This is a genomic window from Rhodococcus koreensis (assembly GCF_900105905.1).
Lineage (GTDB): Bacteria > Actinomycetota > Actinomycetes > Mycobacteriales > Mycobacteriaceae > Rhodococcus_F > Rhodococcus_F koreensis.
The window spans coordinates 8,531,687-8,546,981 of sequence record NZ_FNSV01000005.1 but is presented as its reverse complement, the minus strand read 5'-3'; the positions used below and the strand labels follow the sequence as shown (position 1 = coordinate 8,546,981).

Sequence of the window (15,295 nt, the reverse complement as noted above, 5' to 3'; positions counted from 1 at the left end):
GAAGATGACCGTCAGCAGACCCGAGTCGAAGCCCCATTCGGCCTGCCAGCGCGCCTACAGCGGCGTTGCCGAGTGCGAGAGCAGGAAGATCGCCGTCACCGTTCCAGCTGCGGCGATGGACCACCCCGGGCCACCCTCTGTCTTGTCGCGAAGTTGTCGCGGCACAACGCCGCTGAGATCGCCCTCCGATCGATGTTCGACTAAAATCGTACTGGTTCGCATGAATACGAACGTAACCTCCAGTACGAGAAAAGTCGAACATGGAAAGTCACGTCATGAACACGCTCGCCCCGACGTACACCGACCCGTCCACCGGGCTGGAATCGCCGCCACGCCTGCCCGAGCCAGACCCCCATCAGATTCGGCTCGAGAAGGTCTTCGCCGTCCTGTCCGAGCCGTTGCGGCTCACGATCGTGCAACGGTTGTTGACCTCCTCGGACGAGTTCGACCACACCTGCGGCTGGTTCGGATTCGATCGCCCGAAGTCCACACTGACGCATCACTTCAAGGCGTTGCGTGAGGCAGGTGTCATCACCCAGCGGCAGTACGGGATGGAGCGCCGCAGTCGGGTTCGACTCGACGACCTCAGTGAGCGATTTCCTGGCCTCGTCGGACTCATCCTGTCGTGGGAGCCTGCGCCGTCGACGTAATAACACGATGCGGATTTCGGGATACCGGCTGCGCCGGTCCAGAGGGCACAGGGCACTCGGCCCCCGCGAGGGTGCCCGTGTCGCCACAGGTGGACACGTCGCCGACACCGGCCGGTTTGGGACGCGGACTGTTCATCGAGCCGACCATCTTCGTCGACGTCGACGTCGCGATGCGCGTGGCTCGCGAGGAGATCTTCGGCCCAGTGCTGACGGTGCTCCGATTCGTCACCGATGAGGAGGCGGTCGAGATCGCCAACGACAGCGACTACGGACTCGTCGCAGGGGTCTGGACCCGAGACCACAGCCAGGCCCATCGCGTCGCCGCCACCATCGAGGCGGGACAGGTCTTCATCAACCAGGACTTCGCCGGTGGTGTCGAAACCCCGTTCGGTGGCTACAAGTTTGAGCGGATTCGGCAGGGAGAAAGGCTTTGGGGCGCTCGAGCACTACTGCCGGCTCGAGACGATCACCGCCCGCCTGTGGCGATGAAGCGCCCCCGTGCCGGATCTGAGGCATGGGGGCGGGCGCTTTCCACGCTCAGTCCCGCACGAGAAGACATGCAGCCAGGCCGCTCCCCCACCGCGATCCGCGAAATGGGGAAGCCGACGCCATGGACGGCGTCCCGAGCGCATACGCGGGATCAGAGCAATGAACTCACGTTCGCTGCAGTGTCGGAGACCTGCTTTCCCCACCAGGGCACACGATGCTCGTCGAAACGGGTCTCCGGCATCGAGATCCCGATGCCACCTACGGGGCATCCCCCCTCCCCCAGCACAGCTGCCCCGACGGCACACACGCCCATCCGGTTCTGATTGACGTTCACCGCATATCCGACGCGGCGGATCTCCTCGATCTTCTTTCGGATCGATTCGGGATCGGTGTCGGTCTGCGGCGTCAGTTGCTGGATGGGATTGGAAAGAATTCTGTCGACCTCGTCGTCCGGTAGGCGCGCCATGATCGCCATCCCCCCCGACGTGTGAGGCAGCTGCCAAGTGCTGCCGACCTTGATGAACGTGCGAACCGCCTGATGGGAATCCATGCGTTCGATCTGAACCACCCGCTCCACGCCATCGCGAATCTGGAGGGTGATGGTCTCGTTCGTCAGATCCCGCAGCTCACGCATCGGCTCGAGTGCGACCGTTCGCAAGTCTCCCTTGTCCCAGCCGCGCCGGCCCACAGCCAGTGCACGCGACGTGAGCTTCCATCTGGTGTACTCGCTCCCATCGCTGCGGATCCAGCCGGCGGACGCGAGCGCCTGAAGAGTCCGCTGCACGGTCGATTTCGGCAACTGAAGGGTGCGTGACAGTTCGCCTACTCCGACCGGCTGATTCTCCGCCACAGCTTCGAGTACGCGCAAACCTCGTTCGATGCCTTGCACCTACTGTTCCTCTCCTTCGACCGCCGCTCCGCCGCGGTGCAACATTTCCCTACTGTGCCGATTATCGGCACAGTATGTCGAAATGTCCAGCCTTGACGTCCGCTACGGACTCACCGAAGGCGACTCTCGGCGGCCGCGCCGACGCCGACAGGCGCCGAACTGTCCGCGAGGATCTTGAAGACGCCCGTCGCCGTGGCCACCACCGAGTCGTTCACCCGCAGGTCGGAGTCCGCGAAGACGATCGATGCCGTGCGTCGCACGATACGGGGTGAGCTCGTCAAGAGGTCGCCCACCCGGACGATACCGAGGAAACTGACATTCAGCTGCACGGTCGCCATATTCTGGGTGCCGGTTTCGGCGAGCGCGGTCGATCCGAGGGCACGGTCGGCGAAGGCCATGATCAGTCCCCCTTGCACGACCCCTCGAAGATTTCGATGTTTGGGCTCGCACCGCAGTCCGTACTCCCGTGCACCGCATTCGGTGTGACGCAGCAGCAACGGACCGATCAGCCCGATGAACCCGCCGTCGTGCACCTCGTCCCATGCGACTTCGCTCACGCCGATCCTCTACTTCCATTCTGGCTTCGATCTCTCACACCCACCGAGGCGGCTCGTGAGCTGATGGGCGGCGCGGAGCCGCCGACGGCGAGGTTGGAGGAACTCGCTCGCCGGCGGCCCCGCGAGGTTGCGTCGGCCTCGTGCGTCGTGACCACCACGAGCACTGCGGCCGCGCAACCGGTCAGGGGGTTACTGGGTAGCCGAGAGCACCTTCGACGGCACAGCCGAGTCACGGATTTCCCACAGCACCGGCTTGATGCACCGGAAGAACTGGGCTGCGTCCTCGCTCATCGGGAAGTGTCCGAGTCCCGCCATCGGAACGACCTTCGCACCCTCGATCCGCGCACCGAGTTCCTCGGCCTCCTCCGGTCCTGTCGCGAAGTCGTATTCGCCGTTGAGGATGTACACGGCGGTCTTCGACGTATCGATGTTCTGTGCCGTTTCCCGAAGATCGTGCTCGACGCTGTAGTAGTGGAGATCACCCTTGAAGACCGGCGGGGACCCCTGGCTGTAGACCCAGGTCGTTTCCCTGCGGCCGACCTCGGGCGCCGTCGGCGAGGTGAGCGCGTACATCGCCGCGGGCTTGGAGTCGTTGCTGATCTCGGGGTGGAACCAGTAGTCGAGGTAGTAGCCGGGCGAATGCAGCGCCGCCTCGAGCGCGATCACGGCACGGAAGACGCCGGGGTAGTGCAGGGCCAGATCGGGGGCGAGGTTGCCGCCCATCGAACTGCCCATGTACACCGCGTCCTCGCAGTCGAGGGCCTCGGCCAGGGCAACGACGAACTTCATGAAGAAGTCCTGGGTCAGGTTGTACTCCTGCTCCCACCATCGCACCGAGAGCGGCGGCAGCGACCGCCCGTGATACGGCAGATCCCACGTGATCACGCGGAAGTGCGAGGTGATCTCCTCGTCCTCGAGGAGATGACGATACTGGCGGCCGTCACAGCCGGCGGTGTGCTGGAGAAGTAGCGGGATTCCGGACCCGCTCTCCTCGTAGTAGACCCGGTACTCGACGTCGTCGATCGTGAGATGGACGTACCGTCCGACCGCCTTGTCGAACTTCGTCGTGGTCATTTCGCCTCCTCGGCAACGTTGGTGTACGAACGCATGAAATCGAACACTCGTCTGAGCGCGGCGTAGTAGGCGAAGAACATCTTCATGTCTCCCCCATAGCGGAAGTTGTGCCGGGTGACCGCCGAGAAGAGGTCCTGATAGAACGGGCGAGGCACCCGCTGGAAGAACTTGCTCCATTCTTCGATCGGCGCCGAGATCTCGATGTCGTAGTTCCGCGCAACCGTCATGAGGTTGTTGCCCTCGGGCGGTGTCATGGAGTCGAGTCGACCGTCACGAATCACCAGCACGTAGGTTTCATCGCCGATCTCCAACCGGACGATGGCGTTCCAGAAGCGCGCCGCAATCTTGAATTCGGGATCCAAGTTGAGCGCCTCTGTGAACCTCTCCGTGTCCACAAATGGCATGGCCTTTCCCTTTCTAGGAAGTCGCTATTCGACCTGCGATCACACGCGGGCGGCGTGGGGTTCGCGCGACATGGCGGCCGCGAGCCGCCCCTACCGGGACTGTGCCGTTCAGCGGTACGCCGTGTCAGTTTCGAGTATGTGTACTGCCTCACAATTTGTCAATACGCTGACGTGGACCTCCGATGCCCGAGCTCGCCACACCCCACCCAGCACCGAACGGCATCGCTCGGAGACGCGAATGCCCCCTGGGGTTCGACAGCTGGCCTGAATCTCACTATCTGGCACCGCTATTCCAGCATTTGGCTAGGCGCGATAGCTTCTGTGTACCGCCGCCAATTCCGCCTGCTGCACCCCTGCACTCGGGCTGGGCGACTCGTCACGCGCGGAAACAGTCCCGCGTTCGCAGTTCGGAGATCTGATGAAAATTGCAGTCATTCCCGGGGACGGAATCGGTCCCGAAGTCATCGACCAGGCGGTCAGGACCTTGCACGAGGTTGCCCCCGCCATCGACACCAGCTACTTCGACCTGGGCGCCCGAAACTTCCGGGAAACAGGTCGCCTGCTCGCCCCGGAAACACTCGACGAGATCCGGCATCACGATGCGATCCTGCTCGGTGCCATCGGCGACCCCACCGTCCCCGCCGGCACGCTGGAACGTGGCATCCTGCTCGAAATGCGCTTCGCGCTAGATCATCACATCAACCTACGCCCGACGAAGACGATGCCCGGCGCGCCGCGAGTGCTTGCCGGAGACGTGAATGTCGACCTGTTGGTGGTCCGGGAGGGAACCGAGGGCCCGTACACCGGCAACGGGGGCGCGCTCCGCGTCGGAACGCCGCATGAAGTCGCTACGGAAGTCAGTGTCAACACACGCTTCGGAGTCGATCGACTTCTCCGGGAAGCGTTCGAGCGCGCCGCGGTCAGGCGGCAGAGGTTGACGATCGTGCACAAACCGAACGTTCTCGCCTTCGCCGGCTCCTTGTGGACGCGCGCTGCCGACGACCTGTCAGCGCTGTATCCGGACGTCGAGGTCGATCACATGCTCGTCGATGCGGCCATGCTGCACCTCGTCACAACCCCTGCCCGATTCGACGTCATCGCCACCGACAACCTCTTCGGCGACCTCATCACCGACCTCACGTCCGCTCTGGGCGGGGGTGTCGGGCTGGCGGCAAGCGCGAACATCGACGGCTCACGGAGGAATCCCGGCATGTTCGAACCGGTTCACGGGAGCGCCCCGGATATCGCAGGTCGAGGCGTCGCCGATCCCACGGCCGCGATCCTCTCAGTCGTGTTGATGCTGCATCACCTCGGGCTGTCACGTGAGGCGAACGCCATCGACCAGGCCGTTCAGGACCACATCGCATCCCGCGGACCGGAATCCTGCTCCACCGAGGAAATCGGTGAGCGGATCAGGAGCCGAGTGGGCTCCTGATCACTCACACTGCTTCGCCATCGGCCGGCTGCCAGTTCGCAATGAGTTCCACGAGGCCGGGAAAGCGCTCATCGAGGTCTTCGATGCGGACTCGGCTTCGTCGCTCGAGCCCGTGCTGCCGCTGTCGGATGACACCTGCCTCCCTGAGCGCTTTGAAGTGGTGAGTGAGGCTCGACTTCGGCCGGTCGAATCCGAACCAACCGCAGGTGTGGTCGTATTCCTCAGAGCTGGTCAACAGCCGATTGACGATTGTGAGTCTCAGCGGGTCGGCGAGGACGCCCATGACGCGCTCCAGACGGATCTCCGATGCCGCGGGTTCGGGTAGCGGCGTCGGCAGAGAAGGCTCTTCGCTGTCGCTCATGCGATAGGTCGGCGCAAGGTCGGTCATAGATCCAGCATAGCGGTAGTACGAATTTTGTCGTACCATCTCTGTACGAATAATCTCGTACTAGTACGACCGGTATCGAACCCGGGAGGAAGAGGAGACAGCGATGGCGAAGAGTTCGGCCGGCCCGAAGGAACTGAGGTGGTCCCTGGCCGCCGCCAGCACGGTGACAGCCGTATTCGTGCTGTCCAACGCGCCCACACCGCTGTACACGCGCTGGCAAGCGGAATGGGAATTCAGTTCCGGAACCTTGACGATCGTGTTCGGGGCCTACATGGTCGGGCTGATCGGGACCCTTCTCGTCGCCGGGAAACTCGCCGATCGATACGGGCGGAAGATCGTGCTCGTCCCAGGCCTGATCGCCGCGGTCACCGCGGCGGGGCTCTTCCTGTCGGCCACGAACGTAGTGTGGTTGCTGGCGGCCAGGCTGCTGGCCGGCGCCGCGGTCGGCGCGGCCGTCACCGCGGGAATGTCTGCGACGATCGATCTCGCCCCCGACCACCGGCGCCGGACCGGATCCATGATCGCCTCCGCTGCAATGGTATTCGGCGCCGGACTGGGCCCCCTCCTGTCCGGGGCGCTCTCCCAGCTCATCGACGCACCACAGTCCTGGATATTCGGAATCGTGCTCACGATAACGACGCTGACGCTGGTCGTCGCGATACGGTTGCCACTCCAGCGCGGATTCGCAGAGGACGGACCGGTCGGACCTCTCTGGTCATGGCCTTCCGTTCCTCGTCCGAATCGCCGTGAACTCGCTTGGGGAGCAGCAGCATTCGCTCCAGGCATTACCTCGACCTCCTTCTTCCTCTCCCTCGGGCCCACAGTCCTCGCCACCGGCATCGACGCCCCCAGCCCGCTACTTGCGGGCGCGGCGGCATGCGGCATGTTTCTGGTAGCGACCGGAATCCAGTTCGCCCTGGCGCATCTGCGTACCAGAACCCATCTCGCCCTGAGTTCCACTGCCGCGTTCGTCTCGATGGCGACACTGACGGCGAGCGTCACCCTCCCCCCGACGCCGGCGTTGTTCGTCATCGCGGCACTTCTTGCCGGCGCCGCACAGGGCCTCGGCCAACTTGCGGCATTGACGCTGATCGGCACCCGCATCCCCTCGAACCATCGCGCCGAAGCGAACGCGACATTGAACATCACCGGCTACATTCCTGCGGCTCTGCTCCCCGTGGGAACGGGCTACCTGATCCAATTCCTCCCCTTCGGCGCGGCCATCGTCACGTTCGCGGCAGCCGTCATGGCATTCTCCCTCGCCGCCCTGATCACCGTACGAATCAGCACGGCCGAACATCTGCGTCCCCGCGCCTCGGACGAGCACGTGATCCGCGGGGAGACGGATGCCACCGCCGAGGAAGCACTGATGGAAGGGGCGCGGCCATGACACCCGGACGGTCGCGTCGCCGGACGCCTTTCGTCTCCCGGTCGACGGGGCGGACCCCGTCAACCCTTGTCAGGAGCTCCGCCGAGGGTCTTGACTGAAACGTGGGTCTCGATCGCCCAGGATGAACAGACAGGAATGATGCACATGCCAACCCATCAGGCAGTTCACGTCCAGGCCCCCGGCGAGCCGCTGACACTCGTCGACGTCGAAACGGAATCGCCACCGCGCGACCACGTTCGCATAGCCGTCTCCGCGTGCGGCGTGTGCGGCACCGACCACGCGTTCGTCAGCGGTGCGTTCCCCGAGATGTCGTGGCCGTTGACACTGGGACACGAAATCGCCGGAACCATAGCCGAACTCGGCGCCGGCGTCGACAACTACGCCGTCGGCGACCGCGTCGGGGTGGGCTGGTTCGGTGGGCACTGCAACCAGTGCATTCCGTGCCGCAAGGGCACCTTCATCTATTGCGAGAAATTGCAGGTGCCGAGCTGGCAGTACCCCGGCGGATACGCCGAATCCGTTACGGTTCCCGCCAACGCGCTCGCCCGGATTCCGAGCGAACTGTCCTTCACCGAGGCCGCACCCCTGGGCTGCGCCGGGGTCACCACGTTCGACGCGCTGCGGAAGACACGAGCAGTTCCGGGCGACCGCGTCGCCATCCTGGGCATCGGCGGGCTCGGCCACCTCGGGGTGCAGTTCGCCCGGGCGATGGGCTTCGAGACGATCGCCATCGCTCGTGGCGCCGACAAAGCCGACGACGCTCGCCAGCTGGGCGCCCATCACTACATCGACTCCACCGCCGGCGACGTCAGCGAAGCATTACGTGCACTCGGTGGCGTGTCGGTGGTTCTGGGTACCGCGGCGAATTCGAAGGCGATGGGTGCAGTGGTCGGCGGGCTGCTTCCGCTCGGTGAGCTCACCGTCGTCGGTGTCACGCCCGACCCACTGCCGATCAGTCCCCTGCAGCTGATCACTCCCGGCGTCAACGTCACCGGCCACCCCTCCGGCACCGCCCGCGACGTCGAGGAGACGATGCAATTCGCGGTCCTGTCCGGCGTGCGCGCCCGGATCGAGGAGCGGCCCCTGAGCGAAGCCGCGGAGGCCTACGCCGCGATGGAGGAAGGGCGGGCACGCTATCGCATGGTCCTCACCATGTGACCGTTCTCGGGCTGATCGACCGGCTTCAGCGGAGTTCGTTGCCGCCCCGCCGCTCGACGCCCCAGGTGACGGAAGGTCCGTGAAGCTTCTCGTACGCCGCCTTTTCGGCGTCATGACGGGACGCCTTCTTCGGGTTCTCCAGATCGGGCGGCAGCCCGTGCCTCTCGAGGCGTCGAGATCGGTTCTGCGCCATATACGACACCGCATAGAACACGGCGAGTAGCACTCCGAGCAGGACCATGGAGGCTCGCAGCCCGAGCGGACCCGGGAACAGAAAGAACGCGGCGAAGACCGGAACGAACGGGACCATGCTGCGAACGAGGTGCCGGGGAACGGCCCAGTCACCGACCAGGTCGTTGCGGACCCAGTCCCGCATGGAGTCGGGAAGTGTGCGGCCCACCGCGTAGCCCAGCCACTGCAGGGGGCCGGGCCGGGTTCGTTGCGTCTTTCGCGACATGACAACAACCTGTTCATGTTGTGCTGGAATCGAATTCGACATGTTTTCCCTCATTGATCGAGCGCGCCCGCTCTGAGCGCAGCCTGATTGACGCGGGTGAGAACGTCGTGAAGTTCCTCGAGTTCGGCCAGGCTGACACCGAGCTTTTCGATCACGGCGGGCGGAATCTTCACTGCTTCCGCCCGCAGCGCAGCACCGGCTTCGGTCAGCTCGACATCCAATTGCCGCTCATCGGCCCGGCTGCGGGTGCGCGTGATCAGTCCAGACGCCTCGAGGCGCTTGAGGAGCGGCGAGAGGGTGGGTGAATCGAGTTGCAGCGCGGTCCCGATCTCCTTGACCGCCATCGGGGCCTTTCCCCAGAGAGCGAGCATCACCAGATACTGCGGATGAGTCAGCCCCATCGGTTCGAGCAAGGGGCGGTAGACGGCGAGCACCGCCCGGTTCGCGATCGCGAGTGCGAAACACACCTGCCGGTCAAGAGCAAGTAGATCGTCGCCGGCCTCACTCTGCTGCACGTCTGCGGTCATGCGACCAGGCTACCAGATTAATTCGTGCAATAACTAATATTGCACGAATCAATCTGGAGGCGCTCGACGATCGTCAAGGCAGACGCGCAACGAGGGTATCGAGGCCGGTTCGCGGGCCGGAGAAAAAGGGCGTTTCCAGCCGAACGTGCCGGCGCGCGTCGGTGGCGCGAAGGTCTCGCATCATGTCGACTATCCGGCTCGGGTCCGGAGCCTCGAAGGCGAGGATCCACTCGTAGTCGCTCAATCCGAAGGAACTCACGGTGTTGGCACGCACATCCGGGTAGGCACGAGCCGCTCGGCCGTGCTCGGCGAGCTGCCGTCGCCGTTCGACGTCCGGCAGCAGATACCACTCGAGCGATCGGTTGAACGGGTACACGCACACGAACTGCCCCGGCTCCTCATCGGCCACGTATGCAGCGATATGGCTGCGATTGAATTCGGCCGGCCGGTGGAGCGCGGCCGCACTCCAGACCGTGGTACACGCTCGCCCGAGTCGGCAGCGCCGAAAGCCCGAGTAGGCCGCCTGCAACCCTTCGACGGTGTCGGCATGCGTCCAGATCATGAAGTCGGCGTCTGCACGCAGTCCTGCGACGTCGTAAATTCCGCGGAGCACGACACCGGACTCGGCGACTCCCTCGAAGTAGGCACGTGCATCCTCCACGACCTCGGCGCGCACACCGGGAAGCACGCCGGGGACCACCTGGAACACGGTGAACATCATGAACCGCACGCGTTGATTGAGTTCGACGAAGCGAGAGCCGATCAAGGCAGGTCACCTCTCGACCGGGACGCCGACCAACGAGCCGTACTCCACCCAGGAGCCGTCGTAGTTCCGGACCTCGGGGTAGCCGAGCAGTTCGTGGAGCACGAACCAACTGTGCGCGGATCGCTCGCCGATTCGGCAATAGACGATGATGTCCTTCGTGTCGTCGAGACCGGCATCGGCATACAGGGCGCGGAGTTCGCCCTCGCCGAGGAAGGTGCCGTCGTCAGCGGCAGCCTTGGACCACGGCACGTTGACAGCGGTCGGGACGTGCCCCGGAACCTGGGGTTGTTCCTGCGGGAACTGCGCCGGAGCGAGGATCTTGCCGGAGAATTCATCGGGCGACCGGACGTCGACGATGCTCTTCGTTCCTATCTGCTCGATCACCTCGTCGCGGTGCGCGCGGATACCCGACACGGGCTCGGACGCCACGTAGTCGGTAGCCGGTCGGGCGACAGTATCGCTCGACAACGGCCGGCCGTCGAGCTCCCACTTCTTGCGTCCGCCGTCGAGCAGCCGGACGTCGCGGTGACCGTAGAGCTTGAAGTACCAGTACGCGTAGGCCGCGAACCAATTGTTGTTCCCGCCGTACAGGATCACCGTGTCGCCGTTGGCGATTCCCCGCTCGGACAGGAGTTTCTCGAACGATCGCCGGTCGATGAAGTCGCGGCGTACGGGATCTTGAAGGTCGCGTTTCCAGTCGATGCGGACGGCACCGTCGATGTGGTTCTTCTCGTACTGGGTGGTGTCCTCATCCACCTCGACGAGGACGACGTCGGGGTCCTTCCCGTGTTCGACGACCCAGTCTGCGTCGACCAGAAAATTGCTTCTGCTCATGGTTCATCCTTCACTTCGCGAAAAATCGGGGCGTGCACATATTATTAATGCACGATCTATTCGCCTACGCTACAGTTTGGCCCACACAGTTTCGACAGGAGCACCGGATGACGACACCGACGACCCGTCCTGCCCGAGCGAAGTCCCAGCGCCCAGAGGGGCAATGGGCACAGGGCGATCGCGAGCCACTCAACGTGAACGAGAAAGTCAAGCAGGATGATGACGGCCTCAACGTGCGCAAACGGATCGAAGAGGTGTACTGCCGCACCGGTGTCGCCGGCATCGACCCCACCGATCGTCGAAGCCGGTTCCGCTGGTGGGGGCTCTACACCCAGCGCGCACCCGGCATCGACGGCGGCCGAACCGCCACGTTGCCACCGGAAGAGCTCGAGGACGAGCACTTCATGCTCCGCATCCGCATCGATGGAGGAGCACTGACCACCGAACAGCTGCGCGTCGTCGGCGAAGTCTCCCGGCAGTTCGCCCGCGACACCGCGGACCTCACCGACCGCCAGAACATTCAGCTGCACTGGATCAGGGTCGAGGACCTACCCGACATCTGGCGGAGGCTCGAGGGGGTAGGCCTCACCACAGCCGAATCCGCAGGTGACACCCCGCGCGTGGTCCTCGGCTCGCCGATGGCAGGCATCGCCGTCGACGAGGTCCTCGACGCCACGCCCGCACTGCGCGAGATCACCCGCAGATTGATCGCGAACCCCGAATACTCCAACCTGCCGCGCAAGTTCAAGACCGCCATCTCCGGACTCCAGGACGTCGTCCACGAAATCAACGATGTCGCATTCATCGGCGTCGAACACCCGGAACACGGTCCAGGACTGGATGTCTGGGTAGGCGGCGGCCTGTCGACCAATCCTCGCATCGGCGAACGATTGGGCGCATGGGTTCCGCTCGAGGACGTGCCCGACGTGTGGATCGGCATCGTCTCCCTCTTCCGTGACCACGGTTATCGACGCCTGCGGGCGAAGGCACGCCTGAAGTTCCTGGTCGCGGACTGGGGTGTCGAGAAGTTCCGCGACGTGCTCGAGAAGGAGTACCTCGGACACCCGATGATCGATGGTCCCGCGCCCGAGCCGCTCGACGAACCACGCGACCACGTCGGAATCCAGCGGCAGAAAAACGGTCTCAACGCCGTGGGAATCGCACCTGTCGTCGGCAGAGTCGGAGGCACCATGCTCATCGACCTGGCGAGCGTTGCCGAGTCCTCCGGATCCCGACGGGTCCGCATCACCCCGATGCAGAAGCTGGTCGTCCTCGACGTGCCCGACGAACAGATCGACCCACTCCAATCCAGTCTCCACAGTCTCGGATTCCCGTCGCGTCCGTCACCCTGGCGACGGAGCACCATGGCATGCACCGGCATCGAATTCTGCAAATTCGGGATCGTCGAGACCAAGGCGCGGGCCGCCACCGTCATCTCCGAGATCGAGGACCGACTCGCCGACGTCCAGGATCGACTCGAGCACCCGATCACGTTGCACCTCAACGGGTGCCCCAACTCGTGCGCACGCATTCAGGTCGCCGACATCGGCCTCAAGGGCATGATCGTGACCAACGCCGACTCCGAACAGGTCGAGGGATTCCAGGTTCATCTCGGCGGCAGCCTCGGCCTGGACACGAGCTTCGGGCGCAAACTGCGCGGCCACAAACTACCCGCCACAGACGTGGCCGACTACGTCGAACGCATAGTTCGACGCTATCTGGCCGACCGTGCTCGCTCCGAGAAGTTCGCGAACTGGGTCCACCGCGCCACCGACGCCGACCTCACATGATCCGACACCGCCCCGGCATCCTCGAGATCGACAGCTACGTTCCCGGCGACTCCGGATCGTCCATGAGACCAGCAGCGCGGCTCGCTTCGAACGAGTCGCCCTTCCCGCCGGACGACAGGGTGGCGGCGGCGATCCGCGCGAGCATCACCCGGGCCAATCGGTACCCGGACTTCGACAGCAGGGAACTGACCGAGGCCCTCGCCAGTCGGTGGCACCTGTCCCCCGATCAGGTGAGCGTCGACAGCGGATCCAGCAGTCTCCTGCGCAACATCGTCACGGCATGCGCCGGCCCGGGAACTGAAATCGTCTACGGATGGCCTTCGTTCTCGAGCTACGAGCACACCACGCTGCTTGCGGGAGCGACACCGATTCGCGTCGCGCTCACGCCCGACCACTGCCTCGATCTCGCTCGCATCCTCGCCGCAATCAACGACCGCACTCGGGTGGTACTTCTATGCCTGCCGAACAACCCGACCGGCACCACTGTCGACCACACCGCGCTCGAGGCCTTCATGGAGGCGGTACCCGAAGACCTGCTGATCGTCCTCGACGAGTGCTATCGCGAGTTCGTCACCGATCCCGACGCTGCGAGCGGCCCCAGACTCCTCGGACGATTCCCGAACGTCGTCGTGCTCGCGTCGCTGTCGAAGTCCGCGGGATTGGCGGGACTGCGGATCGGTTATGCCCTGTCGTCCCCCGATGTCGGCTCCTTGCTGCGCGCCGTACGCATCCCCTTCTCCGTCTCCACGGTGGCTCAGGCGGCAGCCCTCGCGTGTCTCGAACCCGCGGTGACGGCTGCCCTCGAATCTCGCATCACTGCAACGGTGTCCGAGAGGAGGCGTGTATACGACACTCTGACAGGTGCGGGGATCGAGGTAGTCCCCAGCCAGGCGAACTTCCTGTTCCTTCCCCACCAACACGCCGCACCGGAGAAGGTACGACTCCTGGCGCAGCTCGGTGCACTTGTCCGGCTGGCGGGACCCCGGGAAATCAGAATCTCGATAGGCAACAGGAGGGAGAACGATCACCTACTCTCGTGCATCGACCCCCTGACCGTAGGGATACGGAAGTCGTCACGCTCCGAAGCCCACCTCACATGATCGGCTCGTCACGCCATCTCGGGGACGTGCAGATGAGCGATCGCCAATTCGAACTCCCCCACCTCGAGGAGCCGAGCGCCGGACTCGCACATTTCCGACGTTCCGACATTCTCGGCCACTTCACTGGTACCACCGCCCGCAGGCGGGGCCTTGTCGAAGGTCATCGACGACACCACACGACCGGCGGCCGGATCGACGAGCAGACTCGAGCTGCAGAATCCCTCGAGGTCGTGCATGGCGGGCAGCGAGGACATCTTGTACACGTCGATCACACGGTCCAGGTGCCCCGGCTCGACCTCGAGCCACGCGACCCGCACCCAGGCGCCTTGATGTGAGCGGTGGTCACGGTGCAGGGCCGCGATGTCCCACCGCGACACGGTCGCGGTGGCGTGGAAAACCTCGGCCATGCGGTCACGCAGCTGTCGAACAGGTGCTTCGCTCGCGCGCAGAGCCTCGTCGTCCGTCCAGGAGCTCGTGGCGATGCACAGGCCGGAGCCTCGATCGACCAGCAAGGACATTCCGGCGGACCCTGCGATGTCGGCGAGCGCGGGCATCACGGTGTCGCGCACGTGCTTGATCCCCTCGTCGATGAACGACGGGTGCGCATCAAAGGTGGAAGAGCGTGCATACACGATGGCATCCTTCTCCTCGGGCGGCGCCCCGCGGCGCCGACGGCCAATCCCCATCTCCCACACTCCTCCCCCTACGCGGGCGAGACAATGATCGACAGCGAAAGAAGAATCTCGGACGCCTACTCGTGCCGCGTGGAGGGTTCGCCCTCGGCGTATACGGAGGGTTCACCCTCGGCGAGCGCGGTCGCGTGGTCGATGACCACACGCTTCCACCACGAATCGAGCGGGCTCGGGTCCGGCCATACGACCGCGTCGGGGGTGAGCGACGACGTGGTTTCGCGGAAGTGGCCCGATTCCGTTCCGCTGATCTCGTCGGGATCGGCCTGAATGCCGCCCACCGCCCCCTGTTGCGTCAACTTGCCTGAGCGTGTCGGCGGGGAGGGAGCTGGGCGACCAACTGCTCCCACTCGTCGAATCGGGCGGTGTCGGCCCTGCGCGGCCGGGAGGAGGGGCCGGCTGCCAGCTCGACCAGGCTCCGGGCGGCGCCGAGGACGGTCAGGTGATGGCGTCGTGCGACGTCGAGAAGTTCGTCGAACGCCTGGGCGTCAGAGCAGCCGCGGCCTGCAATCAGAATGCCCTTCGCCGTGCCGAGCAGTTCTCGGCCATCGGGGCGCCTGCGCGGAACCAGGCGCGTCGGGCTGGGGACTGGAGTGAGGGATGGTTCGGTGCTGTCCTCGATCATTCCGCAGTACTCCTTCGCTCTCGTGCATCTGCCGCCGGTGTGCCGGCGATCCCGTCCGGACGCAAAATGTGAG

At 64.7% G+C, this 15,295-nt stretch carries 18 protein-coding genes and 1 pseudogene; 7 read left to right on the top strand and 12 right to left on the bottom strand.

The window, feature by feature from the left end; translation table 11 throughout:
* The first annotated feature begins 275 nt into the window (after positions 1–275).
* The gene (locus tag BLV94_RS43615) at positions 276–650 is read left to right on the top strand and encodes an ArsR/SmtB family transcription factor (protein ID WP_072941472.1); all 375 of its coding nucleotides are present in this window, start codon (positions 276–278) and stop codon (positions 648–650) included.
* Positions 626–991, top strand: a pseudogene (locus tag BLV94_RS51890) (aldehyde dehydrogenase family protein); the annotation flags it as partial. The gene BLV94_RS43615 and the pseudogene BLV94_RS51890, both read left to right, overlap by 25 nt.
* A 299-nt stretch (positions 992–1,290) precedes the next feature.
* On the opposite strand, the gene BLV94_RS43605 reads toward BLV94_RS51890, so the two are convergent.
* From BLV94_RS43605 to BLV94_RS43590, 4 genes are all read right to left on the bottom strand, one after another.
* Positions 1,291–2,028 (bottom strand): IclR family transcriptional regulator, encoded by a 738-nt coding sequence (locus tag BLV94_RS43605; RefSeq protein ID WP_072941478.1) that lies wholly within the window; start codon positions 2,026–2,028, stop codon positions 1,291–1,293.
* A gap of 110 nt (positions 2,029–2,138) precedes the next feature.
* Positions 2,139–2,585 (bottom strand): PaaI family thioesterase, encoded by a 447-nt coding sequence (locus BLV94_RS43600; protein ID WP_244163777.1) that lies wholly within the window; start codon positions 2,583–2,585, stop codon positions 2,139–2,141.
* Positions 2,586–2,774: 189 nt separating this feature from the next.
* Complete coding sequence (locus BLV94_RS43595; RefSeq protein WP_072941532.1) at positions 2,775–3,659, bottom strand: alpha/beta fold hydrolase; 885 nt, start codon at positions 3,657–3,659, stop codon at positions 2,775–2,777.
* Complete coding sequence (locus BLV94_RS43590) at positions 3,656–4,063, bottom strand: hypothetical protein (protein WP_009472885.1); 408 nt, start codon at positions 4,061–4,063, stop codon at positions 3,656–3,658. Before BLV94_RS43590 ends, BLV94_RS43595 begins: the two co-directional genes overlap by 4 nt.
* Before the next feature lie 418 nt (positions 4,064–4,481).
* On the opposite strand from BLV94_RS43590, the gene BLV94_RS43585 reads away from it, so the two are divergent.
* A complete protein-coding gene (locus tag BLV94_RS43585; RefSeq protein WP_072941535.1) occupies positions 4,482–5,498 on the top strand; it encodes a 3-isopropylmalate dehydrogenase in 1,017 nt (338 codons plus the stop codon).
* 4 nt (positions 5,499–5,502) lie between these two features.
* Here the strand turns inward: BLV94_RS43585 and BLV94_RS43580 are convergent, their stop codons facing one another.
* On the bottom strand, positions 5,503–5,886 hold the full coding sequence (locus BLV94_RS43580; protein WP_009472887.1) for an ArsR/SmtB family transcription factor: 384 nt from the start codon (positions 5,884–5,886) through the stop codon (positions 5,503–5,505).
* A 103-nt stretch (positions 5,887–5,989) separates the two neighbouring features.
* Between BLV94_RS43580 and BLV94_RS43575 the strand changes: the two genes are divergently transcribed.
* Together BLV94_RS43575 and BLV94_RS43570 are read left to right on the top strand one after the other, a co-directional pair.
* Positions 5,990–7,276: an MFS transporter gene (locus tag BLV94_RS43575; RefSeq protein WP_072941538.1), complete on the top strand. Its 1,287-nt coding sequence runs from the start codon at positions 5,990–5,992 to the stop codon at positions 7,274–7,276.
* 144 nt (positions 7,277–7,420) lie between these two features.
* Entirely contained in the window at positions 7,421–8,434 is a 1,014-nt protein-coding gene (locus BLV94_RS43570; RefSeq protein ID WP_072941910.1) for an alcohol dehydrogenase catalytic domain-containing protein, read from the top strand.
* A gap of 25 nt (positions 8,435–8,459) precedes the next feature.
* Here the strand turns inward: BLV94_RS43570 and BLV94_RS43565 are convergent, their stop codons facing one another.
* The 4 genes from BLV94_RS43565 to BLV94_RS43550 form a co-directional block, all read right to left on the bottom strand.
* Positions 8,460–8,891 carry a DUF5313 family protein gene (locus tag BLV94_RS43565; protein WP_072941541.1) on the bottom strand — a complete coding sequence of 144 codons (432 nt, stop codon included), beginning with the start codon at positions 8,889–8,891 and terminating at the stop codon, positions 8,460–8,462.
* 50 nt (positions 8,892–8,941) lie between these two features.
* Positions 8,942–9,418, bottom strand: coding sequence for a MarR family winged helix-turn-helix transcriptional regulator (locus BLV94_RS43560; protein WP_072941543.1), 477 nt, complete (start codon positions 9,416–9,418; stop codon positions 8,942–8,944).
* 73 nt (positions 9,419–9,491) lie between these two features.
* Positions 9,492–10,139 carry a hydrogen peroxide-dependent heme synthase gene (gene hemQ / locus BLV94_RS43555; RefSeq protein WP_072941912.1) on the bottom strand — a complete coding sequence of 216 codons (648 nt, stop codon included), beginning with the start codon at positions 10,137–10,139 and terminating at the stop codon, positions 9,492–9,494.
* 51 nt (positions 10,140–10,190) lie between these two features.
* Positions 10,191–11,018, bottom strand: coding sequence for a sulfurtransferase (locus tag BLV94_RS43550; protein ID WP_072941546.1), 828 nt, complete (start codon positions 11,016–11,018; stop codon positions 10,191–10,193).
* A 107-nt stretch (positions 11,019–11,125) separates the two neighbouring features.
* Here BLV94_RS43550 and BLV94_RS43545 point away from each other — a divergent pair, with 107 nt between their 5' ends.
* Both BLV94_RS43545 and BLV94_RS43540 read left to right on the top strand, forming a co-directional pair.
* Positions 11,126–12,808 (top strand): nitrite/sulfite reductase, encoded by a 1,683-nt coding sequence (locus tag BLV94_RS43545; protein ID WP_072941548.1) that lies wholly within the window; start codon positions 11,126–11,128, stop codon positions 12,806–12,808.
* Positions 12,805–13,908, top strand: a complete 1,104-nt coding sequence (locus BLV94_RS43540; RefSeq protein WP_072941551.1) for an aminotransferase class I/II-fold pyridoxal phosphate-dependent enzyme — start codon at positions 12,805–12,807, stop codon at positions 13,906–13,908. Before BLV94_RS43545 ends, BLV94_RS43540 begins: the two co-directional genes overlap by 4 nt.
* Before the next feature lie 8 nt (positions 13,909–13,916).
* On the opposite strand, the gene BLV94_RS43535 is transcribed toward BLV94_RS43540, so the two are convergent.
* The 3 genes from BLV94_RS43535 to BLV94_RS43525 form a co-directional block, all read right to left on the bottom strand.
* Complete coding sequence (locus BLV94_RS43535; RefSeq protein WP_083395845.1) at positions 13,917–14,594, bottom strand: hypothetical protein; 678 nt, start codon at positions 14,592–14,594, stop codon at positions 13,917–13,919.
* 65 nt (positions 14,595–14,659) lie between these two features.
* Entirely contained in the window at positions 14,660–14,896 is a 237-nt protein-coding gene (locus tag BLV94_RS43530) for a hypothetical protein (RefSeq protein ID WP_244163776.1), read from the bottom strand.
* The gene (locus tag BLV94_RS43525) at positions 14,893–15,222 is read right to left on the bottom strand and encodes an ANTAR domain-containing protein (protein WP_072941556.1); all 330 of its coding nucleotides are present in this window, start codon (positions 15,220–15,222) and stop codon (positions 14,893–14,895) included. Before BLV94_RS43525 ends, BLV94_RS43530 begins: the two co-directional genes overlap by 4 nt.
* Between the last annotated feature and the right edge of the window lie 73 nt (positions 15,223–15,295).

Coding starts and splice junctions, on each gene's coding strand:
- BLV94_RS43615 (WP_072941472.1), top strand. CDS start 276: ATGAACACGCTCGCCCCGACGTACACCGACCCGTCCACCGGGCTGGAA.
- BLV94_RS43595 (WP_072941532.1), bottom strand. CDS start 3,659: ATGACCACGACGAAGTTCGACAAGGCGGTCGGACGGTACGTCCATCTC.
- BLV94_RS43590 (WP_009472885.1), bottom strand. CDS start 4,063: ATGCCATTTGTGGACACGGAGAGGTTCACAGAGGCGCTCAACTTGGAT.
- BLV94_RS43585 (WP_072941535.1), top strand. CDS start 4,482: ATGAAAATTGCAGTCATTCCCGGGGACGGAATCGGTCCCGAAGTCATC.
- BLV94_RS43580 (WP_009472887.1), bottom strand. CDS start 5,886: ATGACCGACCTTGCGCCGACCTATCGCATGAGCGACAGCGAAGAGCCT.
- BLV94_RS43575 (WP_072941538.1), top strand. CDS start 5,990: ATGGCGAAGAGTTCGGCCGGCCCGAAGGAACTGAGGTGGTCCCTGGCC.
- BLV94_RS43570 (WP_072941910.1), top strand. CDS start 7,421: ATGCCAACCCATCAGGCAGTTCACGTCCAGGCCCCCGGCGAGCCGCTG.
- BLV94_RS43565 (WP_072941541.1), bottom strand. CDS start 8,891: ATGTCGCGAAAGACGCAACGAACCCGGCCCGGCCCCCTGCAGTGGCTG.
- BLV94_RS43560 (WP_072941543.1), bottom strand. CDS start 9,418: ATGACCGCAGACGTGCAGCAGAGTGAGGCCGGCGACGATCTACTTGCT.
- hemQ (WP_072941912.1), bottom strand. CDS start 10,139: ATGATGTTCACCGTGTTCCAGGTGGTCCCCGGCGTGCTTCCCGGTGTG.
- BLV94_RS43550 (WP_072941546.1), bottom strand. CDS start 11,018: ATGAGCAGAAGCAATTTTCTGGTCGACGCAGACTGGGTCGTCGAACAC.
- BLV94_RS43545 (WP_072941548.1), top strand. CDS start 11,126: ATGACGACACCGACGACCCGTCCTGCCCGAGCGAAGTCCCAGCGCCCA.
- BLV94_RS43540 (WP_072941551.1), top strand. CDS start 12,805: ATGATCCGACACCGCCCCGGCATCCTCGAGATCGACAGCTACGTTCCC.
- BLV94_RS43535 (WP_083395845.1), bottom strand. CDS start 14,594: ATGGGGATTGGCCGTCGGCGCCGCGGGGCGCCGCCCGAGGAGAAGGAT.
- BLV94_RS43525 (WP_072941556.1), bottom strand. CDS start 15,222: ATGATCGAGGACAGCACCGAACCATCCCTCACTCCAGTCCCCAGCCCG.